Here is a 26,596-nt window from a genome sequence, read left to right as displayed (position 1 = left end):
CCGCCACCATAGCCGCCGCACAGACTGCCGCTCGGGCCGTTTCCGACCGGCGGTTACACGAGTCAATCCGCCCTACTTTCAAGCCACGCGCAGCGTGATTCTGGCCACATGAACAAAACCTAGTACCCACTCGGTTTTGATGTTTCCCTGTGGTCGCCGGCGCGGCAAGGAAGCCGCGCCTCGTCCCCATGGAGAGCCGCCATGGCCGTCACTCCCGACTCCTCGCTCGGTGCCCGCTCGCCCGAGCCGCTGCACGACGCGCCTTCCCCCCAGGCCCCTGCGAACGCCCCCGCCAAGCTCGTCCTCGGCCTCGCCCTCGCCCAGTTCGGCGCCTATCTCGCCGTCCTCACCCCGGTCATGGTCACCCTCGCCCTGCGGGTCAGCCAGATCGTCCCGGAGGGCGACCGCGGTGCCGCCCTCGGCCAGGTGCTCTCCGTCGGCGCTCTGCTCGCGATGCTCGGCAACCCGGTCTTCGGCGCCCTGTCCGACCGCACCACCAGCCGCTTCGGGCGCCGCCGGCCCTGGCTGGTCGGCGGCATGACCGCGGGCCTCGCCGGGCTCATGGTCGTCGCCCTGGGCGGCAACGTCCTGACGCTGATGCTCGGCTGGGCCCTCGCGCAGCTCGGCATCAACGCCGCCCTGTCCGCGCTGACCTCCTGCGTCCCCGATCTGATCCCGCCGCACCAGCAGGCCCGGGTCTCCGGCATCGTCGGCATGACGACGTCGTTCTCGATGATCGCGGGCTCGGTCCTGGCCAATGTCTTCAGCGGCTCGATGGCGCTGGCGTTCCTCGTCCCCGGCGTCATCGGGCTCGCCGCGGTCGGCTATCTGGTCGCGGTGATGAAGGACCGCCCGGCCCGCGCCGGCGCCTTCGAGCCGTACAGCCTCCGCGAGTTCCTGCGCAGCTTCTGGGTCGACCCGCGCAAGCACCCCGACTTCGCCTGGAACTTCGCCGGCCGCTTCCTGGTCTTCACCGGCGCCTCCTGCGTCACCAGCTACCAGGTCTACTTCCTGATGGACCGCCTCGGCTACAGCGACGACGCCGTCTCCGGCAAGGTCCTCGTCGGCACCCTCGCCATGGTCGTCGCGACCGTGACCGGCTCGCTGCTCGGCGGCCAGCTCTCCGACCGTTCGGGCCGCCGCAAGCCGTACGTCCTCGGCTCCTCGCTCGTCATGGCCCTCAGCCTGGCGCTGCTCGCCGCCGCGCAGTCCTTCGGGATGTACGTCGTCGCCGTGATCGTCTTCGGTCTCGGCGAGGGCCTCTACCTCTCCGTCGACATGGCGCTCGCCGCCGCGGTGCTGCCCAACCCCGACGAGTCGGCCAAGGACATGGGCGTCCTCAACATCGGCAACGCCCTGCCCCAGTCCCTCGTCCCGATCGCCGCCCCCGCGCTCCTGGCGATCGGCGGGGGCGGCAACTACGGGGCGCTGTTCCTCTTCGGCGCGATCGCCGCCGTACTGGGCGCACTCGCCGTCCAGTTCATCCGCTCCGTCAAGTGACGCCCTTCAAACAGCCCCCTTCTTTAAGAAGCCCGTCAAGCAGCCGCCTCGAGCAAGAAGGAAGCAAGGAATCCGGGATGCCCTCAGGGAAGACCACCGCCACGTACCGCGATCCGCACCGCCCCGTCGACGAGCGCGTCGAGGATCTGCTCTCCCGCATGACGCTGGAGGAGAAGGCGGGGCAGCTGTTCCACTCCATGCTCTCCATGAACGCGGACGGCACCTTCGCCACCGACGGGCCCTTCGTGCACGCCCCCACCCCCGAGCTGATCGAGGGCAGGGGACTGACCCACTTCAACCTCATCGGCCAGTACGGCGTGCGCGAGACGGCCCAGTGGGTCAACCGGGTCCAAGAGCTGGCCGCGAGCACCCGTCTGGGCATCCCGGTCACCCTCTCCACCGACCCGCGCCACGCGTTCACCGACAACCCGGGCGCCTCCTTCGGCTCCGGCGCCTTCTCCGCCTGGCCCGAACCCCTGGGCCTGGCCGCGATCGGCGACCCGGCGCTGGTGGAGCGCTTCGGGGACACGGTCCGCCGCGAGTACCTGGCGGTGGGCTTCCGGGTCGCGCTGCACCCGCAGATCGACCTGGCCACCGAACCGCGCTGGTCGCGCCAGAGCGGCACGTTCGGATCCAGCGCGGAGCTGACGAGCGAGCTGGTACGGGCGTACGTACGCGGTCTCCAGGGGACGAGGCTCGGACCGGACTCCGTCGCCGCCATGGTCAAGCACTTCCCCGGCGGCGGACCGCAGAAGGACGGCGAGGACCCGCACTTCGCGCACGGCAAGGAGCAGATCTACCCGGGCGGCATGCGTGAGTACCACCTCCAGCCCTTCAAGGCGGCCGTGGAGGCGGGCTGTTCCCAGGTGATGCCGTACTACGGGCAGCCGATCGGCACCGACTGGGAGGAGGTCGGCTTCGGCTTCAACCGCGATGTCCTCACCGGTCTCCTGCGCGAACGCCTCGGCTTCGACGGCATCGTCTGCACCGACTGGGGCCTGCTCACCGACGCGCCCGTGCTCGGCGAGCTGTTCCCCGCGCGGGCCTGGGGCGCCGAGCACCTGACCGTCGCCGAACGCGCGGCGAAGGCGCTGGACGGGGGCAGCGACCAGTTCGGCGGCGAGCAGTGCCCCGAGGTGATCGTGGAACTGGTCCGCTCGGGCCGCGTCACGAAGGAGCGCATCGACGAATCCGTACGTCGACTCCTGCGCGAGAAATTCACACTCGGCCTCTTCGAGCACCCCTACGTGGACCCCGACCGGGCGGAGGAGACCGTCGGGGCGGGCGAGTTCACCGCGCTCGGCGAGGCCGCCCAACGCCGCTCGCTGACCGTCCTGACCAACCACGGACTGCTGCCCCTCGAGGGCCGCCCGAACCTGTACGCGCGGGGGATCTCCGAGCAAGTGGCCGCCGCGTACGGCAACGTCGTCCCCGATCCGGTCGACGCGGACCTCGCGGTCCTGCGGCTGCGCACGCCCCACGAGGAGCGCCCCGGTCTCTTCGAGTCCTTCTTCCACTCGGGGTCGCTGGCCTTCCCGGAGGACGAGCTCAAGGAGATCCTGCGGCTGCTGGACGCGGTGCCCACGCTGGTGTGCGTCAACCTCGAACGACCCGCCGTCCTCCCCGAGATCGCCGCGAAGGCGGCCGCGCTGGTCGCCGACTACGGCGCGAGCGACACGGCGCTCCTGGACGTCGCCTTCGGACGGGCTCGGGCCCAGGGGCGACTGCCGTTCGAACTGCCGCGCTCCATGGCGGCGGTCGAGGCGTCACGGCCGGACGTCCCCGACGACACCGAAGACCCCGTGTTCCCGTACGGGCACGGACTGAACCTCTGCCCCCCTGAGGGTTAATTCGGCTGCCCATCCTGGTGAAAGTGCCAGGATGGGAGTCATGACTGCCTCGTACGACATCCCTGTAGTCATCGATCGCCGGGAAGGCCCCTACGGCGAGGTCGTGTTGCGGCGCCACGGCGCGCTGCTGCAGATCATCGCCAACGGGTGCTTCCTGATGGACACCTCCGACGGCCGCTCGGAACGGCTGCTCGTCGACGCCGCGCTGGACGCCCTGGACGGGCGGGCGGAGCCGAAGGTGCTGATCGGGGGGCTCGGTGTCGGGTTCTCCCTGGCACACGCCGCCGCCGACCCGCGCTGGGGGCACATCACCGTCGTCGAACGCGAAGGGGCCATCATCGACTGGCACCGTGACGGACCGCTGGCGGAACTCTCCGCGGCGGCGCTCGCCGACCCCCGGACCGAGATCGTGAGATCCGATCTGCTCGCTCACGTCAATGAGACTTCCGACACGTACGACGCGCTGTGCCTCGACATCGACAACGGGCCCGACTGGACCGTCACCGAGGACAACACCGGGCTGTACGGACCGGCCGGACTGGCAAGCTGCGCAAGGGTGTTGAAGCCGGGCGGGGTGCTCGCCGTGTGGTCGGCGCGACCCTCTCCGGAATTTGAAGGAACGCTGCGGAATGCCGGATTCCACCAGGTGCGTACCGAAGAGATCCCCGTTGCCCGGGGCGTTCCGGACGTCGTCCATCTCGCGGTCGGGCCTGGATAGCCGAGCGAAGGTGACTGCCCGTACCCTGCTTCCCTGGCGCAGATCATTCAAGCGTCAAGCGCAGTCATGGGATCACCCCACGGATTCCGGAAAGCACACCTCAGGGGCGGGCGATGGAGCAGACACACACCTCGCACAACGGCACGGCGGCCACGCCAGGCGCTCAGCGCCGGGTGCTGGTGGTCGAGGACGACCCGACGATCGTCGACGCCATCGCGGCCCGCCTGCGAGCCGAGGGATTCCTCGTGCAAACCGCGGGCGACGGACCGGCCGCCGTCGACACAGCAGAGGCCTGGCAGCCCGACCTGCTGATCCTCGACATCATGCTGCCCGGCTTCGACGGCCTGGAGGTCTGCCGACGCGTGCAGGCCCAGCGCCCGGTGCCGGTGCTGATGCTCACCGCGCGCGACGACGAGACCGACATGCTGGTCGGGCTCGGCGTCGGCGCCGACGACTACATGACCAAGCCGTTCTCGATGCGCGAGCTGGCCGCGCGCGTGCACGTCCTGCTGCGCCGGGTCGAGCGGGCCGTGGTGGCCGCCTCGACGCCGCGCAGCGGGATCCTGCGCCTCGGCGAGCTGGAGATCGACCACGCGCAGCGCCGGGTACGGGTGCGCTCGGAGGACGTGCACCTCACGCCCACCGAATTCGACCTCCTGGTATGCCTCGCCAACACTCCGCGCGCGGTACTCTCCCGCGAGCAGTTGCTGGCCGAGGTCTGGGACTGGGCGGACGCCTCGGGCACTCGGACCGTGGACAGCCACATCAAGGCGCTGCGCCGGAAGATCGGTGCCGAGCGGATCCGTACCGTCCACGGCGTGGGCTACGCCCTGGAGACCCCGACTCCCTGAGCCGGGTCTCCGCAGGGACCAGGAACCTCATGTAGGGGGCTGATGTCATGAGCGGGCTCGGTGAATCGGGCAGAACCACGGGCGTCGTGAGCGGTCCCGGTGAGCCGGGCCGCGGCGAGGGGTTCTGGGGCTCCGTACGCCCCTTTTCGATCAAGACCAAGCTGGGCGCGCTGGTCGTCATCTCCGTGCTCATCACCACGGGTCTGTCGATGATCGCGGTGCACACCAAGACGGAGCTCCGCTTCATCACGGTCTTCTCGATGATCGCCACACTGCTGATAACGCAGTTCGTGGCCCATTCGCTCACCGCGCCGCTGGACGAGATGAACACGGTCGCCCGCTCCATCTCGCACGGCGACTACACCCGCCGGGTGCGTGACGACCGGCGGGACGAACTGGGCGACCTGGCCCAGACGATCAACCTCATGGCCGACGAACTGAAGGCCCAGGACCGCCAGCGCAAGGAACTCGTGGCGAATGTGTCGCACGAGCTGCGCACCCCCATCGCGGGCCTGCGCGCGGTCCTGGAGAACGTCGTGGACGGTGTCTCCGCCGCCGACCCCGAGACGATGCGTACGGCCCTGAAGCAGACGGAGCGGCTGGGCCGGCTGGTCGAGACGCTGTTGGACCTCTCCAGGCTGGACAACGGCGTCGTACCCCTGCGCAGGCGCCGTTTCGAGGTGTGGCCGTACCTGTCCGGCGTGCTCAAGGAGGCCAACATGGTCGCCTCCGTGCGCGCGGGCATCGCCTCGGGCTCCGGCAGTCACACCCGCACCGACGTCCATCTGCACCTCGACGTGTCCCCGCCGGAGCTGACCGCGCACGCGGACCCGGAGCGGATCCACCAGGTCGTGGCGAACCTCATCGACAACGCGGTCAAGCACAGCCCGCCGCACGGCCGGGTGACGGTCAAGGCGCGGCGCGGCGACTACCCGGAGTCACTTGCCCTGGAGGTCCTGGACGAGGGCCCCGGCATTCCGCAGTCGGAGTGGCACCGGGTCTTCGAGCGCTTCAACCGCGGCGGGGTGCCCTCGCCGCACGGCCCGGGCAGCGACGGCGGTACGGGCCTCGGGCTCGCCATCGCCCGTTGGGCGGTCGATCTGCACGGCGGCCGGATCGGCGTGGCCGAATCCCAGCGGGGCTGCCGGATTCAGGTCATCCTTCCAGGGCTTCCTTCTCTGCCAAGTTGACGTAAAGTTCGAACCGGAGCCACAAGATCCATCGTCGTCCCGTGCTCGTGGACACGTGTGATCAGGCACAGGGCCGTGTGAGTCGTACCGCGACCCTGGATCGACGTACCCATTCCGGACCGAAACCCCGCTTGTTTCCCGCCATTTCCTTCCTCGAAACACGCTTTCCGATGTGACTTACACGACGTTGGACCAGCCCGGCCTGACCTTCTCGGCCATGGGGGCGTAGCCTTAATTCCCGCTGTCCATCACCTTGTGAAGCGGAAGAGGGCGGTTGCCGCCGTGTCGCCACAGTCCCCCAGTAACTCGAGCATCTCGACCGATGACCAAGCCGCCGGGAAGAACCCCGCGGCCGCGTTCGGTGCGAACGAATGGCTCGTCGACGAGATCTATCAGCAGTACCTCCAGGACCCGAATTCGGTAGACCGAGCCTGGTGGGACTTCTTCGCCGACTACAAGCCGGGGGCTCCTGCCGCCTCGGCTTCGGCGGGTACTGCGGCCGCGGGGGCCGCAGGGACCACCACCCCGTCAGCGACGCCTCAGGCCGCGCCTGCCGCTCCGGCAGCCCCTGCCGCGCCCGCAGCGCCCGCAGCCCCGGCTCAGGCCGCTCCTGCGCCCGTCCAGGCCGCCGCTCCCGCGGCATCGAAGCCCGCTGCCGCCGCCCCGGCCCCCGTGAAGGCCGCTCCGGCCGCCGCGAAGCCGAAGGCCGAGCCCGCGACCGAGGGCCCCGAGGGTCCCGAGTATGTGACGCTGCGTGGTCCCGCCGGTGCCGTCGCGAAGAACATGAACGCCTCCCTGGAGCTGCCCACGGCCACGTCCGTGCGCGCGGTCCCGGTGAAGCTGCTCTTCGACAACCGCATCGTCATCAACAACCACCTGAAGCGCGCCCGGGGCGGGAAGATCTCCTTCACCCACCTCATCGGCTACGCGATGGTGCAGGCCATCAAGGCCATGCCATCGATGAACTGGCACTACGCGGAGAAGGACGGGAAGCCCACCCTCGTCAAGCCTCCGCACGTCAACTTCGGCCTCGCCATCGACCTGGTGAAGCCGAACGGCGACCGCCAGCTCGTCGTCGCCGGCATCAAGAAGGCCGAGACGCTGAACTTCTTCGAGTTCTGGCAGGCCTACGAGGACATCGTCCGCCGCGCCCGCGACGGCAAGCTGACGATGGACGACTTCACCGGTGTCACGGTCTCCCTGACCAACCCCGGCGGCCTCGGCACCGTCCACTCCGTCCCGCGTCTGATGCCCGGCCAGTCGGTCATCATGGGCGTCGGCTCCATGGACTACCCGGCGGAGTTCCAGGGCACCTCCCAGGACACCCTGAACAAGCTCGGCATCTCGAAGGTCATGACGCTCACGTCGACCTACGACCACCGGGTGATCCAGGGCGCCGCCTCCGGCGAGTTCCTCAGGATCGTCGCGAACCTCCTCCTCGGCGAGAACGGCTTCTTCGACGAGATCTTCGAGGCCCTGCGCATCCCCTACGAGCCGGTCCGCTGGCTCAAGGACATCGACGCCAGCCACGACGACGACGTCACGAAGGCCGCGCGCGTCTTCGAACTGATCCACTCCTACCGGGTCCGCGGCCACGTCATGGCCGACACCGACCCGCTGGAGTACCGCCAGCGCAAGCACCCCGACCTCGACATCACCGAGCACGGCCTCACCCTGTGGGACCTGGAGCGCGAGTTCGCGGTCGGCGGCTTCTCCGGCAAGTCGATGATGAAGCTGCGCGACATCCTCGGCGTGCTGCGCGACTCGTACTGCCGCACCACCGGCATCGAGTTCATGCACATCCAGGACCCGAAGCAGCGCAAGTGGATCCAGGACCGCGTCGAGCGCCCGCACTCCAAGCCGGAGCGCGAGGAGCAGCTGCGCATCCTGCGCCGCCTGAACGCTGCGGAGGCCTTCGAGACCTTCCTGCAGACGAAGTACGTCGGCCAGAAGCGCTTCTCCCTGGAGGGCGGCGAGTCCGTCATCCCGCTCCTCGACGCCGTCATCGACAGCGCCGCGGAGTCCCGCCTGGACGAGGTCGTCATCGGCATGGCCCACCGCGGCCGCCTGAACGTCCTCGCCAACATCGTCGGCAAGTCGTACGCGCAGATCTTCCGCGAGTTCGAGGGCAACCTGGACCCGAAGTCGATGCACGGCTCCGGCGACGTGAAGTACCACCTGGGCGCCCAGGGCACCTTCACCGGCCTCGACGGCGAGCAGATCAAGGTCTCGCTGGCCGCGAACCCCTCCCACCTGGAGACGGTCGACCCGGTCATCGAGGGCATCGCCCGCGCCAAGCAGGACATCATCAACAAGGGCGGCACGGACTTCACCGTCCTGCCGGTCGCCCTGCACGGTGACGCGGCCTTCGCGGGCCAGGGTGTGGTCGCCGAGACGCTGAACATGTCGCAGCTGCGTGGCTACCGCACCGGCGGCACGGTCCACATCGTCATCAACAACCAGGTCGGCTTCACCGCCGCCCCGGAGTCCTCCCGCTCCTCCATGTACGCCACCGACGTGGCCCGCATGATCGAGGCGCCGATCTTCCACGTGAACGGCGACGACCCCGAGGCCGTCGTCCGCGTCGCTCGCCTGGCCTTCGAGTTCCGCCAGGCGTTCAACAAGGACGTCGTGATCGACCTCATCTGCTACCGCCGTCGCGGGCACAACGAGTCGGACAACCCGGCGTTCACGCAGCCGCTGATGTACGACCTGATCGACAAGAAGCGCTCGGTGCGCAAGCTCTACACCGAGTCCCTGATCGGCCGCGGCGACATCACCCTCGAAGAGGCCGAGCAGGCGCTGCAGGACTTCCAGGGCCAGCTGGAGAAGGTCTTCACCGAGGTCCGCGAGGCCGTCTCGCAGGGGGCCGAGGTGCAGATCTCGGACCCGCAGGCGCAGTTCCCTGTGGCCGTGCAGACCGCGGTCTCCCAGGAGGTCGTCAAGCGGATCGCCGAGTCCCAGGTCAACATCCCCGACAACGTCACCGTCCACCCGCGTCTGCTGCCGCAGCTGCAGCGCCGGGCAGCGATGATCGAGGACGGCACGATCGACTGGGGCATGGGCGAGACCCTCGCCATCGGCTCCCTCCTCCTGGAGGGCACCCCGGTCCGGCTGTCGGGCCAGGACTCCCGCCGCGGCACCTTCGGCCAGCGCCACGCGGTCCTGATCGACCGGGTCACGGGCGAGGACTTCACCCCGCTCCAGTACCTCTCCGACGACCAGGCCCGCTACAACGTCTACGACTCCCTGCTCTCCGAGTACGCGGTCATGGGCTTCGAGTACGGCTACTCGCTGGCCCGCCCGGACGCCCTCGTGATGTGGGAGGCGCAGTTCGGCGACTTCGTCAACGGCGCGCAGACGGTCGTCGACGAGTACATCTCGGCCGCGGAGCAGAAGTGGGGCCAGACGTCCGGCGTCACCCTCCTCCTCCCCCACGGCTACGAGGGCCAGGGCCCGGACCACTCCTCGGCCCGCATCGAGCGCTTCCTCCAGCTGTGCGCGCAGAACAACATGACGGTCGCCCAGCCGACGCTCCCGTCGAACTACTTCCACCTCCTGCGGTGGCAGGTGCACAACCCGCACCACAAGCCGCTGGTCGTCTTCACCCCGAAGTCGATGCTGCGCCTCAAGGCCGCCGCGTCGAAGACGGAGGAGTTCACCACGGGCGCCTTCCGCCCCGTCATCGGCGACGACTCGGTCGACGCCGCGGCGGTCCGCAAGGTCGTCTTCTGCGCCGGCAAGCTGTACTACGACCTCGAGGCCGAGCGGCAGAAGCGCGGCGTCACGGACACGGCGATCATCCGCATCGAGCGCCTGTACCCGCTCGCGGGTGCCGAGCTCCAGGCGGAGATCGCCAAGTACCCGAACGCCGAGAAGTACCTGTGGGCCCAGGAGGAGCCGGCGAACCAGGGCGCGTGGCCCTTCATCGCCCTCAACCTGATCGACCACCTGGACCTGGCCGTCGGCGCCGACATCCCGGGCGCCGAGCGGCTGCGCCGCATCTCCCGCCCGGCCGGCTCGTCCCCGGCCGTGGGCTCGGCGAAGCGGCACCAGGCCGAGCAGGAGCAGCTGGTGCGTGAGGTGTTCGAGGCGTAGCCCTCGACCCACTCACGTCCGGTGAAGGGCCCGGTCTCCGAGAACACCGGAGGCCGGGCCCTTCCCTGTGCCACCGTTCCGGCGGTGATACGGGGTCCGAGGCCCTCCGGGCGCCCCGTGCGCCCACTTATCCTTTTCTCAGCGTTCCCCTTCACTTTCACCGACGGAGCACCATCCATGTACTTCACCGACCGTGGCATCGAGGAACTGGAGAAGCGGCGCGGCGAGGAGGAGGTCACCTTCGAGTGGCTCGCCGAGCAGCTGCGTACGTTCGTCGACCTCAATCCGGACTTCGAGGTGCCGGTGGAGCGGCTGGCGACGTGGCTGGCGCGGCTGGACGACGAGGACGACGAGGAGTAGGTCCCCGACGCCGGGAGCGGGTGGGCGTCAGTCGAAGGCGCGCAGCCGGTCGTACGCGAGGCCGAGCGCCCCGTGGAGCATCAGGAGCGTCCCGGCGACGATCCAGCCTGCGCTGTGGCGCCGTACGCCCCACACGGTGAGCGGCAGCCCGGCGGCCAGCTGCCCGGTCGCGAGGACACGGGCCCGGCGCCCGCGCAGCCAGGAACCCCCACCGGCGCCTTCCACCGCCTCCAGCTCCGCCCGGACCGCCGCACGCCACCCGTTCCACTCGATCTGCTCGGCACCGGGCTGGGTCCGGGCCACCTCGAGGAGCCGGTCGGCCGGTTCCCCGGGGCCGAGCCCGGCCGGCAGCAGCACCCCCGCGCGCGTGAGGACGGCGAGCAGTCCCCGCAGGCGCGCGCGGGCGTCCGCCCCGGACACCGGCCTGGTCAGCGGGTCGAGCGCCTGCATGTCGAGGACCGGGTCGAGGCCGAGCCGCGCGGCGAAGGTGCGCATCGCCTCGTCCTCACCGACCGGGGTGCCGTTCGCCAGCCATTCGTAACCCACGCTGCGCCGGAAGCCCGCCGCGAGGGTGAGCCCGCTGCGGTCCTCGTCCCACCACAGGGCCAGTACGGGCCAGGAGGCGCTGACGGCCAGGGCGGTGGCCCACCCCGTGACCACGCGGTCGACGGGCTCGGCGCCGTGCAGCCAGGGCTCCCCCTCGGGCACGAGCACGCTCCACTCGGGGCCCGCCCCGGTGAGCAGCATCCGCTCCCGCAACAGCTGGGCGGCCAGACCGACGGACTCGTGCCCTGCCCGGCAGAGCAGCAGGGCGCCGGCGGCCTTGGCCTGGGACGAGTCGGGCGTCGTGGACATGGGCACACCGTAGATCGACGGCGACTCGAATTACCCGTTTTGCCCGTCAAGTCCCCACCACTCACCCGCAAGCCCCCATCGCGAGGGCACGACTTCCTCCAAACGAGTGCCTTGACTTTCCGCATCCGCGATATATCGTGAATAGCGGAAGACGCGATATGGCGCGTCGAGTCCAGATTACGTCGAGTCCAGACGCGCGCCCGGTCTGGTCGGGTCGTTGGGAGGTCTGCACCATGTCCGAGTGGTCCGTCGCAGAGCCGAGGAAGCTCACCTTCGACGACCCCGTGACGGCGCTTCATGTGCGCGTCGTCAACGGAACGGTGAACGTCGTGGGGACCGACGAGGGTTCCGCCCGCCTGGAAGTCTCCGAGCTGGAGGGCCCGCCACTGCTCGTGACCCAGCAGGACGGCACGCTCACCGTGGCGTACGAGGACCTGCCCTGGAAGGGCTTCCTCAAGTGGCTCGACCGCAAGGGCTGGCGCCGCAGCGCCGTCGTCACGCTGGCCGTCCCGGCCGGCACCCCCGTCGAGGTGGGCGTCGTCGGCGCCGCCGCCGTGGTCTCCGGGATGGAGAACAGGGTGGCGGTCAAGGGCGTCACGGGCGACACGACCCTCGTGCGGATCGCCGGCCCCGTCCGCGTGGAGACCGTCTCCGGCAGCCTGGAGGCCCAGGCCGTCACCGGCGACCTCCGCTTCAACTCCGTCTCCGGCGACCTGACCGTGGTCGAGGCCTCGGGCTGCTCCGTGCGCGCCGAATCGGTGAGCGGTTCGATGATCGTGGACCTCGACCCCAGGGGCACCCCCACCGACGTCCAACTGTCGAACGTCTCGGGGGAGATCGCCATCCGCCTCCCGCACCCCGCGGACGCCGAGGTGGAGGCCAACACCGCCAGCGGCACGGTCTCCAGTGCCTTCGAGGACCTCCGGGTCAGCGGCCAGTGGGGCGCCAAGAAGATCACCGGCCGACTGGGCGCGGGCAACGGCAAGTTGAAGGCGATGACCGTCTCCGGCTCCATCGCCATGCTCCGCAGGCCGACGGCGGAGGACGAGCCCCACGAGAACGGGTCGTCCGCTTCTCCGGAGACCCCGACCGACAAGAAGGTGCTCTGACATGCCTCCCGTCTTCGCCCACGGCCGCCTGCGCCTCTACCTGCTGAAGCTGCTGGACGAGGCCCCCCGCCACGGGTACGAGGTGATCCGGCTCCTGGAGGAGCGCTTCCAGGGGCTGTACGCACCCTCGGCGGGCACCGTCTACCCCCGGCTGGCGAAGCTGGAGGCGGAAGGGCTGGTCACCCACACCACCGAGGGCGGCCGCAAGGTGTACGCGATCACGGACGCGGGCCGCGCCGAACTGGCCGACCGCAGCGGCGAACTGGCCGACCTGGAGCTGGAGATCCGCGATTCGGTCGCGGAGCTCGCCGCGGAGATCCGCGCCGATGTGCGGGGCGCGGCGGGCGATCTGCGCCGAGAGATGCGGGCCGCGGCGACCGAGGCGAGGCGCACCGGCAAGAGCGGTGCCAGCACCGGCACTGGCACCGGAGAACGCGAAGGTCCCGCAGGTGAGTTCGGGGACTTCGGAGACTCCCATGACAAGGAGTCGTGGCGGGTCGCCAAGGAGGAGATGCGGCGGGTCAAGCAGGAGTGGAAGGAACAGAACCGGCGCGCGAAGGACGAGAGCCGCCGGGCCCGCGACGAGGCGCAGCGCGCGCGGCGCCAGGCCAAGGAGGCGCAGGAGGAGATGCAGCGCATGGCCAAGCGGGTCCAGGAGCAGGTCCAGGACCGCTTCGCGCGCGGCGACTGGCCGAACGGGGTCCGTGAGGGGCTGAGCGAACTGGCCAAGGAGTTCGGCGACTTCGGGAAGACCTTCGGCAAGGACTTCGGTAAGGACTTCGGCTTCGGCCGCGCGGGTACGGCGGCCACCGGGTCGGCGAAGCCCGAGTACGCCGAGTACACGGACACTCCGGAGGACTTCCCCGCCGACTACGCGCCCTCCTGGGCCCACGAGGACTCCACCGGCGACCCGGCCCGTGACCTCGAACGCCTCCTGGACCGCTTCCGCGACGACATCCGCGACGCCGCCCGCGACCACGGGGTGACGGAGGACCAACTCCGCTCGGCCCGCCGCCACTTGTCGACAGCCGCGGCGCACATCGGGGCCGCGTTGCACACGCCGAAGAGCTGACGCCCATCGCCGCCCGGGGCCTTCCGAGGCCCGAGGGGATCCCCCGGGCTCCGGCCGGGGGATCTCGGAGAAGCCCCCGGCGAAGCCCCCGGTTCCGACCGCTCACTCACCCCGCCTTGGCCTCCCCGCCGCCGTACAGCACGCGCGTGACCGCCTCATAGGTGACCCCGTGGTCGGCGAGCACCTCCGCCGGCACACCGGGCCGAGCGGTCAGGGCCATCAGCAGATGCTCGTCGCCGATGTGCCGGTCATGACGGGCGAGCGCCGCACGAAGGGACCGCGTCAGCACGTCCTTGGCCCCCGGGGCGAACGGCCGACGCCTGGAACGGCGACCGCCGCCACCCCCGTTCCCCGATCCCAGCGCCCCGACCCCGTGGGCCTCCTCCACCCGGGAGACGATCTCCGAGAGGTCGATCCCGAGCCCGGAGAGCGCCTCCGTGTCGGCGCGGGAGAGCCCGCCCCGTCGGCGCGCCTCGGCAAGCGACCGTTCCATGGAGTCGCGACGACCGGCCGCCCCGAGCGAGGCCAGCGCGAACGAGCCGCGGCTGCCCTCCCGATCGAGGAGGGCGAGCAGCATGTGCTCGTCGTCCACCGCCTCGGCACCCGTGCGTTCGGCGTGCCCGACCGCTCCCGCGACCACGGCCCGGGCGTCCTTCGTGAACCGCTCGAACATCACTGCCTCCCGTATTTCTTGTGCACGGCCTGCCTGCTCACTCCGAGTTCCGCGGCGATCTCCTGCCACGACCAGCCCTGATTGCGCGCGCTGCGCACCTGTACCGCCTCCAACTGCTCCAGCAGCCTCCGCAGCGCGGAGACCGCCCGCAGTCCGATCCGCGGATCGCGATCACCCGCACGCTCGGCGAGATCCGTTGCTTCGGTCATGCTGTCAATCTAAGTTGACAGCAGGGTGGCCGTCAACCCCAGTTGACAAGCGGCACGCGAAACGGCGGGCCCGAATCCTCCCGAGCCCGCCGCGACCACCCTGCGCTGCACCTCGGCCCGAACGGCCGAGGATTCCCTCAATCCCTCACCCTCATCCCACCGTAAGAACGATCTTCCCGAACTGATCGCCCGCCGCCAGCCGCTCGAACCCTTCCCGGGCCCGGTCCAGCGGAAGCACCTCGTCGATGACGGGTCGCACACCCGTGGCGGCGCAGAAGGAGAGCAGATCCTCCAGCTCGTCCTTGGTGCCCATCGTGGAGCCGACGACCTTGAGTTCCAGGAAGAAGATGCGGGTGAGCTCGGCGTGCGAGGGGCGGTCGCCGCTCGTCGCGCCCGAGATGACCAGCGTGCCGCCGGGCCGCAACGACTTGATGCTGTGCGACCAGGTGGCGGCGCCGACCGTCTCGATGACCGCGTCCACGCGCTGCGGCAGCCGTGCGCCGGACTCCAGGGCCTCCACGGCGCCCAACTCGACCGCCCGCTTGCGCTTGGCCTCGTCGCGACTGGTGGCGAAGACCCGAAGACCGGCGGCCTTGCCGAGCACGATCGCGGCGGTCGCCACGCCGCCGCCGGCGCCCTGGACGAGGACGGAGTCGCCGGGCCGTACTCCGGCGTTGGTGAAGAGCATGCGGTACGCCGTCAGCCATGCGGTCGGCAGACAGGCGGCCTCCTCGAAGGAGAGTTCCTTGGGCTTGGGGATGACGTTCCACGTCGGGACGGAGACCTGTTCGGCGAACGTGCCCTGGTAGCGCTCGGTGAGGATGGAGCGGGGCTCCTTCGGGCCGACCCCGTGTCCCGTCTGTCCGATGACCGAGTGCAGCACGACTTCGTTGCCGTCCTCGTCGACGCCGGCCGCGTCGCATCCGAGGATCATCGGCAGCTTGTCCTCGGAGAGACCGACGCCGCGCAGGGACCAGAGGTCATGGTGGTTCAGGGACGCGGCCCTGACGTTCACGGTGGTCCAGCCCGGCCTCTGCTCGGGGGCCGGGCGCTCCCCCAACTCCAGGCCGGTGAGCGGCTGGTCACGGTCAATGCGGGCGGCGTAGGCAGCGAACATGACCTTGACGATAGGCTCCGCCCCCGCCCGGCGGAACCACGTCCCCCTGTGACACACGTCCCGCCACCCTCACGCTCCACGTCACACCGGTCCGCTCCGACCACGAGCGAAGGCAGTCGCCGACCTCCCACCCGGGGCTCCGCCCCGATTCCCCACCTGTCCGCATGCATTCGGCTGCGGGTGGGCGGGGGCCGGTCGCGCAGTTCCCCGCGCCCCTGAAGACTCCGCCCCACGCCCAGAGCCGCCCAAGCCGAACCAGGCGTCGACAGGCAAACCCCTCGCCGCGGTGCAGGGGGCAGCCTCGCGGGGACGCGCCCTCGCCGCCCCCGGCGGCCCGAGGTAGGGGGTGCAGCCCCATCCCCCACATCCCCCATCCCCCGCTCCCCGCCCCGCCGGGGGCGGCGAGGGCGCGGCCCTGGCGGGGGTCCGGGGCGGAGCCCCTGCGGGGCCGGAGGGGCGGAGCCCCTGGGGATGATGGGGGACCCCCCTGCTCGAGCGAAGTCGAGAGCTTGGGGGAGGGTAGGGGCGGCGGGGGCGAAGGAACGGGACCCGTACGGACCAGTCCGGGACAGAAAACAGGGCCCCGCCGGGAGCAACCCGACGAGGCCCTGGAATCACGCGGCCGCGTCAGCGGCGGGCAACGCCCTCGGCCCGAGCAGCCGCGGCCACCGCCGCGGTCACCGCAGGAGCCACCCGCTCATCGAACGGCGACGGAATCACATAGTCCGCGGCAAGGTCGTCCCCGACGACCGCAGCCAACGCCTCCGCCGCCGCGATCTTCATCCCCTCGGTGATCCGAGACGCCCGCACCTGCAACGCCCCCGCGAAGATCCCGGGAAACGCCAGCACGTTGTTGATCTGGTTCGGGAAGTCCGACCGCCCGGTGGCGACCACGGCCGCGTACTTGTGGGCGATCTCGGGGTGCACCTCGGGATTCGGGTTGGCCATGGCGAAGACGAAGGCCCCCTCGGCCATCGACGCCACCGCCGGCTCCGGCACCGTACCCCCGGACACGCCGATGAAGACGTCCGCACCCGCGAGCGCCGACTCCAGCGACCCCGTGAGCCCCGCCTTGTTGGTGATCCCGGCGAGCTCCCGCTTGACGTCGGTCAGGTCGTCCCGGTCCGCGGAGACGATGCCCTTGCGGTCCGCGACCGCGACGTCACCGATCCCCGCCTCCAGCAGGAACTTGGCGATGGCGACCCCGGCCGCCCCCGCCCCCGAGATCACCGCACGCAGATCACCCAGCGTCCGCCCGGTCAGCTTCGCGGCATTCCGCAGCGCCGCCAGCGTCACGATCGCGGTCCCGTGCTGGTCGTCGTGGAAGACGGGAATGTCGAGCCGCTCCTGGAGCTTGCGCTCGATCTCGAAGCACCGCGGCGCCGAGATGTCCTCCAGGTTGACGCCCCCGAACGAGGGAGCGAGCCGGACCACGGTCTCCACGATCTCGTCGACGCCCGTGCAGTCCAGCGCGATCGGCACGGCATCCACCCCGCCGAACTGCTTGAACAGGATGGCCTTGCCCTCCATCACGGGAAGGGAGGCCTCCGGGCCGATGTCACCGAGTCCCAGCACCGCCGTACCGTCCGTCACCACAGCGACGACGGACGACTTCCACGTGTAGTCGTGGACGAGCTCGGGCTGCTCGGCGATGGCGCTGCACACCTTCGCCACGCCGGGCGTGTACGCCAGGGACAGGTCGTCCTTGTCACGGACGGGCACGGTGGCCTGCACGGCCATCTTGCCGCCACGGTGCAGCGCAAAGGCAGGGTCGAAGTCGAGGGAGTCGACGGAACCGTCGGAACCGACGGTGTCGACGGAGCCGGCGGAATTGACCGGCTCCACGTCGCCTTCAAGACCCGTACTGCTGTCGCTGCGAGGATTGACGATCTCCGCTGCCACTTTGTTTTACCCCTTAAGTCTTCATTGATTTGAGGGTGACCACTCCTGGTTGAGGGGTGGGCGGGCACCGCGTAACCCTGCCGCCGTGGTGGTGCGTACGGGCGGATACGCGACGGGCGCGCCGCACACGCGCCCTGAGCCCCGGATGAGGGGTGTTGAGAACCTTCTTACCGGACGGACCAGGTCGGCGACGAGTCCATACCGCGAAGCTCACACGCCGGTGACATGACTCATACCTGGATATGTGGACAAGTCCAGGACATGACCTCAAGACACTACAAGTGCGGAGTAGTGGCGGCCCGCATCATGAGATGCGCCGAAGATCTTCCGGCCGGAAGGAGGGATTCCCGCACAAGGTCCGGCCCTGATGGAGCCGTCCGTGGCGGTTCGGGGGTCACCCGTTATCCGATTTTGACATAGCGAGTCCCCTGAAGCGCGCGGTCCGAATGGCAAGATGCCGTCATCACACGAGGTCGCGACACCCAAAGGTGTGTGTTCTCGTCGACCCATCGGCAACTCCCTCATCCGCCGGAGGAACCCACCATGACCGCAAGCTCCACCCGTCGTACGACCGCCGCGCAGTCCCGTATAGCAGCGGTCGGTGCGATCGCGGTCGCCGGGGCCCTGGTTCTCACCGGCTGCGGTGACCAGACCAAGAAGGACTCCAACAGCTCTTCCTCGAGCGCCGCCTCAGCTCCGCTGGCCTCCAAGCTGCCCGCGTCGATCCGTGACGCGGGTGTCATCAAGGTCGGCTCCGACATCGCGTACGCGCCCGTCGAATTCAAGGACAGCTCCGGCAAGACCGTGGGTATCGACCCCGATCTGGCGGACGCGATGGGCAAGCAGCTCGGGGTGAAGTTCGAGTTCCAGAACGGCACCTTCGACACCCTGATCACGGGTCTGCGCTCCAAGCGGTACGACATGGCGATGTCCGCGATGACGGACACCGCGGACCGCCAGAACGGTGTCGACGCCGACACCGGCAAGAAGGTCGGCGAGGGCGTCGACTTCGTCGACTACTTCACCGCGGGTGTCTCGATCTACACCCCCAAGGGCAAGACCCAGAACATCAAGACCTGGGCCGACCTCTGCGGCAAGAAGATCGCGGTGCAGCGCGGCACGGTCTCGGAGGACCTCGCCAAGTCCGAGTCGAAGAAGTGCACGGGCGGCAAGAAGATCGCCATCGAGTCCTACGACAACGACCAGCAGGCCCAGACCCGGGTGCGCGCCGGTGGCGCCGACGCCGGTTCCTCGGACTTCCCGGTCGCCGCGTACGCGGTGAAGACCTCGGGCGGCGGCAAGGACTTCGAGCTCGTCGGCGAGCAGGTCGAGGCGGCGCCGTACGGCATCGCGGTCGCCAAGTCCAGCACGCAGCTTCGCGACGCACTGCAGGCCGCGCTCGACGCGATCATCAAGAACGGCGAGTACGACAAGGTGATAGCGAAGTGGGGCGTCGAGGCCGGCGCCGTCAAGACGGCCGCGGTCAACGGTGGAAAGTGACCGCGGGCGCGAGCGGGCACTGAAAGGCAACAACACCCGTGACTGTTGACATCGACAAGACGGCAGGGCCGGAGGACACTCCTCCGGCCGGGCCGGAGGCCATCAAGGCCATCCCCGTCCGGCACTACGGACGGTACCTCTCGGCCGTCATCGCGATCGCCGTGCTCGTCGCGATCATCTACGCGTTCGGCCAGGGCAAGATCAACTGGAATGCCGTACCGGCCTACTTCTTCGACCACCGCATCATCAAGGGCGTCGGCCAGACGCTGCTGCTGACGGTGCTCTCGATGGCGATCGGCATCCTCGGCGGCATCCTGCTCGCGGTGATGCGCCTGTCGAAGAACCCTGTGACCTCGTCCATCGCGTGGTTCTACATCTGGTTCTTCCGCGGCACCCCGGTCCTCGTCCAGCTGTTCGTCTGGTTCAACCTGGGTCTGGTCTTCGAGTACATCAACCTCGGGCCGATCTACAAGGACTACTGGTCCAGCTTCATGACGCCGTTCCTGACGGCGCTGCTGGGCCTGGGCCTGAACGAGGCCGCGTACATGGCCGAGATCTGCCGTGCCGGTCTGCTCTCGGTCGACGAGGGCCAGACCGAGGCCTCGCACGCGCTGGGCATGAGCCACGGCAAGACGCTGCGGCGGATCATCATCCCGCAGGCGATGCGCGTGATCGTGCCGCCCACGGGCAACGAGGTCATCAACATGCTCAAGACGACCTCCCTCGTGTCGGCAGTGCAGTACTACGAGCTCCTGCGGTACGCCCAGGACATCGGACAGACCTCCGGCGCCCCGGTGGAGATGCTCTTCCTGGCCGCCGCCTGGTACCTGATCATGACCTCGGTCCTGAGCGTGGGCCAGTACTACGTCGAGCGGTACTACGCCCGCGGTTCGAGCCGTCAGCTCCCGCCCACCCCGTGGCAGAAGATCAAGGCCAATCTGACGTCCCTGTCGAGCCGGAAGGGGGCGACGGCATGACCGAGAAGGAAACCGGCAAAGACATTTCCGGTGCGCCGATGGTGAAGTCCGAAGGCGTCCACAAGTCCTTCGGCGCGGTCGAGGTCCTCAAGGGCATCGACCTGGAGGTCAAGCCCGGCGAGGTCTTCTGCCTCATCGGCCCCTCCGGCTCCGGCAAGTCGACCTTCCTGAGGTGCATCAACCACCTGGAGAAGATCAACGCCGGCCGGCTGTCCGTCGACGGTGAGCTGGTGGGCTACCGCCAGAAGGGCGACAAGCTGTACGAGCTCAAGGACAGCGAGGTCGCGCTGAAGCGCCGGGACATCGGCATGGTCTTCCAGCGCTTCAACCTGTTCCCGCACATGACGGCGCTCGAGAACGTCATGGAGGCGCCGGTCCAGGTCAAGGGCATCAGCAGGACCCAGGCCCGGGCGCGTGCGGAGCAGCTCCTGGAGCGCGTCGGCCTGGCCGACAAGGCGGCCAACTACCCCTCGCAGCTCTCCGGCGGTCAGCAGCAGCGTGTCGCCATCGCCCGCGCGCTGGCGATGGACCCGAAGCTGATGCTCTTCGACGAGCCGACCTCGGCGCTCGACCCGGAGCTGGTCGGTGACGTCCTCGACGTCATGCGCGACCTCGCCGAGTCCGGCATGACGATGATCGTCGTCACCCACGAGATGGGCTTCGCCCGCGAGGTGGGCGACTCGCTGGTCTTCATGGACGGCGGTGTGGTGGTCGAGTCCGGCCACCCGCGTGACGTACTGACGAACCCGCAGCACGAGCGGACGCAGTCGTTCCTGTCCAAGGTGCTCTGAGCCACGGACAAGAGTGAAGGGGCGGTACGGGATTCCCGTACCGCCCCTTCTTCGTCCGGACCGCGCCCGGATTCTTCGTCCGGACCCCGGCGGCCTGCTTACTTCACTGCCAGCACCAGCGCGTCGGACGGCGACCGCCACACCGCCCGCGCCTCCCCGAAGCCCTTTTCGCGCAGCACGCGCGTGTGCCAGTCGACGGACGGCATGTCGCCGTCGGCGTGCTCCCCGTAGATCTCGAAGCGGCGGGCGGTCGGCGCGGCGAGGGCGGGGTCCTGGGCCGCCAGCTCCCACCAGGCGGCCCAGTCGAGCACCCCGCGCGCCCTGGCCTGGTCCATCCGGGCGTGCCGCTGGGCGCGCTCGGCCTCGTTGATCCGGGGCGTGGACTCGTCGATCATGTGGTCGGCGTTCATGAAGACGCCGCCGTCGCGGACGAGCTCCGCGACCTGGCCGTAGAGGACCGCGAGGGGCTCGCTGTGCAGCCAGTGGAGGGCGGTGGCGGTCAGGACGGCGTCGTACGAGTCGTACGGCAGCCGGGTCGCCCAGTGCGGGTCCTTGAGGTCGGCCGTGACGAGGGAGACCCTCTCGTCGCCCGCGAAGGTGCCCTCGGCGATGGTGAGCAGCGCCGGGTCGAGGTCGACGCCGGTGCTGGTGGCCTTCGGGAAGCGGTCGAGGAGCCGGGCCGTGATGGTGCCGGTGCCGCAGGCCAGGTCGAGGACGCGCGGCTCCGGGCCGCACAGGGCCTCGACCATGTCGAGCATCACCCGGAAGCGCTCCTCGCGGTCCGGCATGTACCACTCCTGTTGCCGGTCCCAGCTCTCCTGCCAGGCGTGCCAGTCGGTGCCGTTGCCATGGATCTCGTCGCTGTCGATTCCGGTGCCGACGGTCATGGAAGCCTCTTCTCCGTTCGTCTTCACTCGCCCGCGTAATACCCTGGAAGCGCAATCAGCCGTTACCTGACCGCACGCACGACGATAGAGCGCCTCCGTAAGGACTACAAGTGGAACTGGCCTATTACTCGGATTACGCGGTACGCCTCGTCAACACCGAGGAGCCGACCCGGGGCAAGGACTCGCTCACCTCGGTCGAGGCGGTCCGGGACCTCTTCGGAGGGAACTCCTCCGCGGCCCGCCGCGCCACGGACGCGGACGTCACCCGCTTCCGGTCGGTCCGCGCCCGGCTGCGCGCCGTCTTCGAGGCGGCCGACGGCGGCGACGAGACCCTGTCCGTGGACCTGCTGAACTCACTCCTCCTGGAGTTCCCCGTCAGCCCGCAGATCTCCGGCCACGACCACCGGGACGACGACGGGCGCCCGCTGTGGCACATGCACCTGGCGGACCACCCGTCGAACGCGACCGCGGGCTACGCGGCGATCGCCGCCATGGGACTCGCCTTCCACCTCACCGAGTACGGCGTGGACCGCCTCGGCCTCTGCGAGGCGGCCCCCTGCCGCAACGCGTACCTGGACACGTCGACGAACCGCTCCCGGCGCTACTGCTCGGACCGCTGCGCGACGCGCGCCAACGTGGCCGCCTACCGGGCCCGCAAACGCCTGGAGGCCGACCGGTCGGAGAGCACCGGCCTGGCGGCGCCGAGCGCCCAACGGACGACCGCGAGCGGCGAGCGCTGACCCGGCAGGTGGGGCCGGTAGCGGAAACGCACCTTCCCGAGGACGAGGTCCTCGGGCACGGTCCCGTAGTCGGTGCTGTCCCCACCCGCGTAGGCGTTGTCCCCGAGCACCCACCAACCCCCCTCGCGCCGCTCCGCGATCCGCTTCACGACCAGCAGGTCCTGCTGGAACGGATGGCGCAGAACGACCACGTCACCGGGCCTGACCCGGGCCCCGTACTGCACGACGAGCCGATCTCCGTGCTGGAGCGTGGGCACCATGGAGGGCCCCCTCACCTCGGCCGCCCCGAACGGCAGCACGGCCCTCCCACGCTCGGTCTCCTGCGACAGCTCCGGCATCACCGGCACCTCCCCGGTCCATCCTCCACCAGTCCCAGTCTCACCCTGGACTTTTGTCCTAAGCCCATGGGGGCACTCGAGAAAAGACGTCTCCCACGGAGTAATGTCCCACCTGAGAAGACGATCACGAGGAAGGACAGCTCAATGCTCTCCCGCCTGTTTGCCCCCAAGGTCAAGGTCAGCGCGCACTGCGACCTGCCCTGCGGCGTGTACGACCCGGCCCAGGCCCGCATCGAGGCGGAGTCGGTGAAGGCCGTCCAGGAAAAGATGGCCGGCAACGACGACCCGCACTTCCAGGCTCGCGCCACCGTCATCAAGGAGCAGCGCGCCGAGCTCGCCAAGCACCACGTGTCGGTGCTCTGGAGCGACTACTTCAAGCCCCCGCACTTCGAGAAGTACCCGGAGCTGCACCAGCTGGTCAACGACACCCTGAAGGCCCTCTCGGCCGCCAAGGCGTCCACGGACCCGGCCACGGGCCAGAAGGCGCTGGACTACATCGCCCAGATCGACAAGATCTTCTGGGAGACCAAGAAGGCCTGACCTTTGGTCATACGGCTCGACCCGCGACCTGTTCGGTTTCTCCGGTCACGCGGTCCCGCTGCCCGCACCCGGCCCGCGGGACGCCGAACACGGCGTCCCTGACGGTCCGGGTGCGGTCTTCTTTCGCCGGACTCTTCCGCCGGGCTCCTTCCGCCGACGTTTCGTTCGTCCTTCGTCCGGGCTTCGTTCGGGCTTCGTTCGTCCGACGTCATTCGGATACGGCGACCACGTGCTTGCCGACGACGCCGCCGCGTTCGAAGGCCTGGTGCGCCGCGGCGATGTCCGCGAGTGGGTACACGCCGTTCACCACCGGGCGCAGCGCTCCCGAGGTGACGTGGTCGGCCAGGGCGCGCAGCACGGTGGCGTCGGGGTTGGCGCTGAAGGTGCGGACGCGACGGGCGCCGTACACGCTGGATGCCGCGATCGCGGCCAGGGCGGGGGCCGACAGTCCGACGGTGACCATTCGGCCGCCCTTGGCCAACCGGCTCCGGTAGCAGTTCAGTTCCGTGCCGACCGTGTCGACGACGACGTCGAAGGGGCCGATCCGGTCCGAGGTGGTGGAGCCGTGGTCGAGGACCTCGTCGGCGCCGAGGTCGGTGAGGGCGGGGGCGTGACGGGCGCGGGCCAGTGCGGTCACGTGGCAGCCCAGGGCGTGGGCGAGTTGGACGGCGGCCGTGCCGACGCCGCCCGCCGCGCCGCGGACCAGGACCTTCTCTCCGGGCGCGAGGCGGACGGTGTCCCGCACCGCGATCAGCGCCGTCGCACCGGCGACGACCAGGGAGGCCGCGTCGGCCGCGGAGAGTGCCGCCGGGGCGGGCGCGAGCCGGTCCGCGGGGACGACGACGTACTCGGCCGCCCCGCCGATGGTGTGCCGCTGCCGGGGGTGAACCGTGCCCCACACCCGGTCCCCGACCCGCAGGCCCTCGACGCCGGTGCCGGATCCGGTGACGACACCGGCGAAGTCCAGCCCTGTGCCGAGCGGGAACCGGCGCCCCGAGACGATCTTCATCTCCCCGGAACGGACGATCACGTCGTGGCCGTTCACGCTGGACGCCTCGACGCGGACCAGTACTTCACCCGCGCCGGGGGCGGGCCGGTCGACGTCGTTGATCCGCAGCACGTCCGCCGCGTCGCCGTAACTCGTGATCTGAGCGGCCTTCATGGCGCTGTTCCCTTCCGCGGTCGGCTGTTGCGGTTCAGATCCTGGTACCGGGCCGCGGCATCACGGTCGTTCGCCTTTTCCCGGGTTCGGCTTTCCTGGGTCCGGCAGACCCACCCTCGCGGGCCGCGCCGCGGGCATACTGAAGCCGTGACCGACGAGCCCGTCGCGGTGAGCGACGATCCCCGACACGAACTCGGGGAGTTCCTCCGGACTCGCCGCACCCGACTGCGGCCGCAGGACGTCGGTCTGGAACCCGGTCCGCGGCGGCGCGTCGCCGGGCTGCGGCGCGAGGAACTGGCCCTGCTGGCCGGGGTCAGTTCGGACTACTACCAGCGCATGGAGCAGGGCCGCGACGTACGCCCCTCCGAGCAGGTCCTGGACGCCCTCGCGCGCGCCCTCAACTTCACCGCCGAGGAGACCCGGCATCTGCACAGCCTCGCCGCCGCCGCGCGCACGCCCGCGAGGCGCCCGCGCCACCACGCGCCCGAGGAGGTGCCGCCCACCACCCTGCGGCTGCTGCGCACGATGACCTCCCCCTCCGTGGTCGTCGGCCGCTTCCTGGACGTACTGGCGTGGAACCCGCTCGCCGGTGCCCTGCTCGGCGAGTTCACCCAGCGCCCGCGGAGCGAACGCAATCTGCTGTCGCTGCTGCTGCACCCGGAGGCCGACCGGACGTGCCCGGAGCGGGCCGCCACCGTCGCCGAGCTGGTCGCGATGCTGCGCACGCAGGTCGCGGCCGAGCCGGGACATCCGCGCGCCGTCGAGCTGGTCGGTGAACTCGCCGTCCGCAGTGACGAGTTCGCGGGCCTGTGGGCACGTCATGACGTGGCGGAGACCACGCGCGGCCGGATGCGTGTCCGTCACCCGCTGGTCGGGGAGCTGAACCTGGACTGGGACGCGTACCCGATGCCGGACGCCACCGGCCCCGTACTCATCGCCTTCACCGCCGAGGAGGGCGGGCCCGACGCCGAGCGTCTCCAGCTGCTCGCCGGCCTGCTCGTCGCCCCCGGCCCGGCGGCTGCGTCCCGTCCGCGGCCTTGACCCACCGGCCTCTGTCAGTGGCGCGTGCCATCCTGAAGAAATGACTCTGGAGGATCTGGTCCGGCTGCGCCGGGCACGCGACCGGATGGACCGCGAGTACGCGGAGCCGCTGGACGTCGCCGCGCTCGCGCGCACCGCGCTGATGTCACCCGGGCACTTCCAGCGGAGCTTCCGGGCGGCGTACGGGGAGACGCCGTACAGCTATCTCATGACCCGCCGAATAGAGCGGGCCAAGGCCCTGCTGCGGCGGGGCGACCTGACGGTCACGGAGGTCTGCCTCGCCGTGGGCTGTACGTCGCTCGGTTCGTTCAGCTCCCGCTTCACGGAGCTGGTCGGCGAGACCCCGAGCGCGTACCGGGCCCGGCCGCACGACCACGGCGCCCCGATCCCGCCGTGCGTGGCCCAGCGCCTCACCCGCCCGACCCGCCACCGCAACCCGGAAGCGGAACCGGGTACACGGCTCTAGGACCTGTCCGGCCGATCACGGTGGAGGAAAGCTGCGGCGCCTCGTCGATACCGGTGAGCGGGGTTTGGTGCGTGCAGCTGCAAGGCGGAGGAGGGAGTCATGGCGGAGCCATGGCGACCGACGACAACGCCGCAGATGTGCGCACCAAACCCCGCGTCTCCGCCGTGATCGGCCGGACAGGTCCTAGCGTGGGGCCATGGATCTGAAACTCTCACAGTGCTTCATCGCCGTGGACGACCATGACAAAGCGCTCGCCTTCTACCGGGACGTCCTCGGCCTGGAGGTCCGGGGTGACGTCGCCTTCGAGGGGATGCGCTGGGTGACGGTCGGCTCCCCGCTCCAGCCGGACGTCCAGATCGTCCTGGAGCCCCCCGCCGCGAGCCCGGACATCTCCCCCGCCGACAAGCAGGCCATGGCCGAGCTCCTCGCCAAGGGCATCCTGCGCGGTGTCATCTTCTCCACCGCCGACTGCGACGCCCTCTACGAACGCGTCCGCGCCTCCGGCGCCGACGTCCTCCAGGAGCCGATGGACCAGCCGTACGGCGTCCGCGACTGCGCCTTCCGCGACCCGGCGGGCAACCTCCTGCGCTTCACCGAACGCCCCGATGCCTGACCCCGGCCACCCCCGCCTCGGCCGACGGGAGGCAGAC

General features: G+C 70.0%; 25 protein-coding genes. 17 read left to right on the top strand and 8 right to left on the bottom strand.

Going from position 1 to position 26,596, the window contains the following annotated elements:
• The first annotated feature begins 201 nt into the window (after positions 1–201).
• From KVT44_RS18300 to KVT44_RS18270, 7 genes are all read left to right on the top strand, one after another.
• Complete coding sequence (locus tag KVT44_RS18300) at positions 202–1,500, top strand: MFS transporter (RefSeq protein WP_217567801.1); 1,299 nt, start codon at positions 202–204, stop codon at positions 1,498–1,500.
• 77 nt (positions 1,501–1,577) lie between these two features.
• Entirely contained in the window at positions 1,578–3,350 is a 1,773-nt protein-coding gene (locus KVT44_RS18295; RefSeq protein ID WP_217567800.1) for a glycoside hydrolase family 3 N-terminal domain-containing protein, read from the top strand.
• Positions 3,351–3,390: 40 nt separating this feature from the next.
• Positions 3,391–4,068, top strand: coding sequence for a spermidine synthase (locus KVT44_RS18290; RefSeq protein WP_190172784.1), 678 nt, complete (start codon positions 3,391–3,393; stop codon positions 4,066–4,068).
• Between the two features lie 113 nt (positions 4,069–4,181).
• Positions 4,182–4,919: a response regulator transcription factor gene (locus KVT44_RS18285; protein WP_054236710.1), complete on the top strand. Its 738-nt coding sequence runs from the start codon at positions 4,182–4,184 to the stop codon at positions 4,917–4,919.
• A 47-nt stretch (positions 4,920–4,966) separates the two neighbouring features.
• Positions 4,967–6,109, top strand: coding sequence for a HAMP domain-containing sensor histidine kinase (locus KVT44_RS18280; RefSeq protein ID WP_254649547.1), 1,143 nt, complete (start codon positions 4,967–4,969; stop codon positions 6,107–6,109).
• A gap of 282 nt (positions 6,110–6,391) precedes the next feature.
• On the top strand, positions 6,392–10,207 hold the full coding sequence (locus tag KVT44_RS18275) for a multifunctional oxoglutarate decarboxylase/oxoglutarate dehydrogenase thiamine pyrophosphate-binding subunit/dihydrolipoyllysine-residue succinyltransferase subunit (RefSeq protein ID WP_217567799.1): 3,816 nt from the start codon (positions 6,392–6,394) through the stop codon (positions 10,205–10,207).
• 177 nt (positions 10,208–10,384) lie between these two features.
• On the top strand, positions 10,385–10,567 hold the full coding sequence (locus KVT44_RS18270) for a DUF6104 family protein (RefSeq protein WP_005312030.1): 183 nt from the start codon (positions 10,385–10,387) through the stop codon (positions 10,565–10,567).
• A gap of 27 nt (positions 10,568–10,594) precedes the next feature.
• On the opposite strand, the gene KVT44_RS18265 is transcribed toward KVT44_RS18270, so the two are convergent.
• Entirely contained in the window at positions 10,595–11,422 is an 828-nt protein-coding gene (locus tag KVT44_RS18265; protein ID WP_217567798.1) for a hypothetical protein, read from the bottom strand.
• Between the two features lie 233 nt (positions 11,423–11,655).
• On the opposite strand from KVT44_RS18265, the gene KVT44_RS18260 reads away from it, so the two are divergent.
• Positions 11,656–12,531: a DUF4097 family beta strand repeat-containing protein gene (locus KVT44_RS18260; protein WP_217567797.1), complete on the top strand. Its 876-nt coding sequence runs from the start codon at positions 11,656–11,658 to the stop codon at positions 12,529–12,531.
• A 1-nt stretch (position 12,532) separates the two neighbouring features.
• Positions 12,533–13,603 (top strand): PadR family transcriptional regulator, encoded by a 1,071-nt coding sequence (locus tag KVT44_RS18255; RefSeq protein WP_217567796.1) that lies wholly within the window; start codon positions 12,533–12,535, stop codon positions 13,601–13,603.
• A gap of 106 nt (positions 13,604–13,709) precedes the next feature.
• Here the strand turns inward: KVT44_RS18255 and KVT44_RS18250 are convergent, their stop codons facing one another.
• The 4 genes from KVT44_RS18250 to KVT44_RS18235 all read right to left on the bottom strand — a co-directional run bounded on the left by KVT44_RS18250 (position 13,710) and on the right by KVT44_RS18235 (position 17,504).
• Positions 13,710–14,276, bottom strand: coding sequence for a Clp protease N-terminal domain-containing protein (locus tag KVT44_RS18250; protein ID WP_099920700.1), 567 nt, complete (start codon positions 14,274–14,276; stop codon positions 13,710–13,712).
• Complete coding sequence (locus KVT44_RS18245; RefSeq protein WP_010984411.1) at positions 14,276–14,485, bottom strand: helix-turn-helix domain-containing protein; 210 nt, start codon at positions 14,483–14,485, stop codon at positions 14,276–14,278. Before KVT44_RS18245 ends, KVT44_RS18250 begins: the two co-directional genes overlap by 1 nt.
• Positions 14,486–14,636: 151 nt before the next feature.
• The gene (locus tag KVT44_RS18240; protein WP_099920701.1) at positions 14,637–15,602 is read right to left on the bottom strand and encodes a zinc-binding dehydrogenase; all 966 of its coding nucleotides are present in this window, start codon (positions 15,600–15,602) and stop codon (positions 14,637–14,639) included.
• A gap of 627 nt (positions 15,603–16,229) precedes the next feature.
• A complete protein-coding gene (locus KVT44_RS18235; RefSeq protein ID WP_054228111.1) occupies positions 16,230–17,504 on the bottom strand; it encodes an NADP-dependent malic enzyme in 1,275 nt (424 codons plus the stop codon).
• Positions 17,505–18,047: 543 nt separating this feature from the next.
• Here KVT44_RS18235 and KVT44_RS18230 point away from each other — a divergent pair.
• The 3 genes from KVT44_RS18230 to KVT44_RS18220 are packed head-to-tail and all read left to right on the top strand — an operon-like array spanning position 18,048 to position 20,772.
• Complete coding sequence (locus tag KVT44_RS18230) at positions 18,048–19,004, top strand: ABC transporter substrate-binding protein (RefSeq protein ID WP_190172790.1); 957 nt, start codon at positions 18,048–18,050, stop codon at positions 19,002–19,004.
• Positions 19,005–19,042: 38 nt separating this feature from the next.
• Positions 19,043–19,981 (top strand): amino acid ABC transporter permease, encoded by a 939-nt coding sequence (locus KVT44_RS18225; protein WP_217567795.1) that lies wholly within the window; start codon positions 19,043–19,045, stop codon positions 19,979–19,981.
• On the top strand, positions 19,978–20,772 hold the full coding sequence (locus KVT44_RS18220; protein WP_302832066.1) for an amino acid ABC transporter ATP-binding protein: 795 nt from the start codon (positions 19,978–19,980) through the stop codon (positions 20,770–20,772). Before KVT44_RS18225 ends, KVT44_RS18220 begins: the two co-directional genes overlap by 4 nt.
• Positions 20,773–20,870: 98 nt before the next feature.
• Here KVT44_RS18220 and KVT44_RS18215 read toward each other — a convergent pair whose 3' ends face one another.
• Complete coding sequence (locus KVT44_RS18215) at positions 20,871–21,659, bottom strand: trans-aconitate 2-methyltransferase (RefSeq protein WP_217567794.1); 789 nt, start codon at positions 21,657–21,659, stop codon at positions 20,871–20,873.
• Positions 21,660–21,769: 110 nt separating this feature from the next.
• On the opposite strand from KVT44_RS18215, the gene KVT44_RS18210 reads away from it, so the two are divergent.
• Positions 21,770–22,399, top strand: a complete 630-nt coding sequence (locus KVT44_RS18210) for an ABATE domain-containing protein (protein WP_099920707.1) — start codon at positions 21,770–21,772, stop codon at positions 22,397–22,399.
• Here KVT44_RS18210 and sodX read toward each other — a convergent pair.
• On the bottom strand, positions 22,303–22,737 hold the full coding sequence (sodX, locus tag KVT44_RS18205; RefSeq protein WP_217567793.1) for a nickel-type superoxide dismutase maturation protease: 435 nt from the start codon (positions 22,735–22,737) through the stop codon (positions 22,303–22,305). The two genes, KVT44_RS18210 and sodX, sit on opposite strands and share 97 nt — an antisense overlap.
• Before the next feature lie 144 nt (positions 22,738–22,881).
• On the opposite strand from sodX, the gene sodN reads away from it, so the two are divergent.
• Entirely contained in the window at positions 22,882–23,277 is a 396-nt protein-coding gene (gene sodN, locus KVT44_RS18200) for a superoxide dismutase, Ni (RefSeq protein ID WP_004983535.1), read from the top strand.
• Positions 23,278–23,485: 208 nt separating this feature from the next.
• Here the strand turns inward: sodN and KVT44_RS18195 are convergent, their stop codons facing one another.
• Complete coding sequence (locus KVT44_RS18195) at positions 23,486–24,439, bottom strand: NAD(P)-dependent alcohol dehydrogenase (protein ID WP_217567792.1); 954 nt, start codon at positions 24,437–24,439, stop codon at positions 23,486–23,488.
• Positions 24,440–24,586: 147 nt separating this feature from the next.
• On the opposite strand from KVT44_RS18195, the gene KVT44_RS18190 reads away from it, so the two are divergent.
• The 3 genes from KVT44_RS18190 to KVT44_RS18180 all read left to right on the top strand — a co-directional run bounded on the left by KVT44_RS18190 (position 24,587) and on the right by KVT44_RS18180 (position 26,559).
• Complete coding sequence (locus KVT44_RS18190) at positions 24,587–25,480, top strand: helix-turn-helix transcriptional regulator (RefSeq protein ID WP_217567791.1); 894 nt, start codon at positions 24,587–24,589, stop codon at positions 25,478–25,480.
• Between the two features lie 40 nt (positions 25,481–25,520).
• Positions 25,521–25,946 (top strand): helix-turn-helix transcriptional regulator, encoded by a 426-nt coding sequence (locus KVT44_RS18185; protein ID WP_054228117.1) that lies wholly within the window; start codon positions 25,521–25,523, stop codon positions 25,944–25,946.
• 196 nt (positions 25,947–26,142) lie between these two features.
• Positions 26,143–26,559, top strand: coding sequence for a VOC family protein (locus KVT44_RS18180; protein ID WP_054228118.1), 417 nt, complete (start codon positions 26,143–26,145; stop codon positions 26,557–26,559).
• Positions 26,560–26,596 lie beyond the last annotated feature (37 nt).

Origin of the sequence: Streptomyces sp. GbtcB7 (assembly GCF_019091445.1) — a bacterium.
Classification (GTDB): domain Bacteria; phylum Actinomycetota; class Actinomycetes; order Streptomycetales; family Streptomycetaceae; genus Streptomyces; species Streptomyces mirabilis.
The sequence above is the reverse complement of the archived record's forward strand: the minus strand, read 5'-3'. Positions and strand labels throughout refer to the sequence as shown.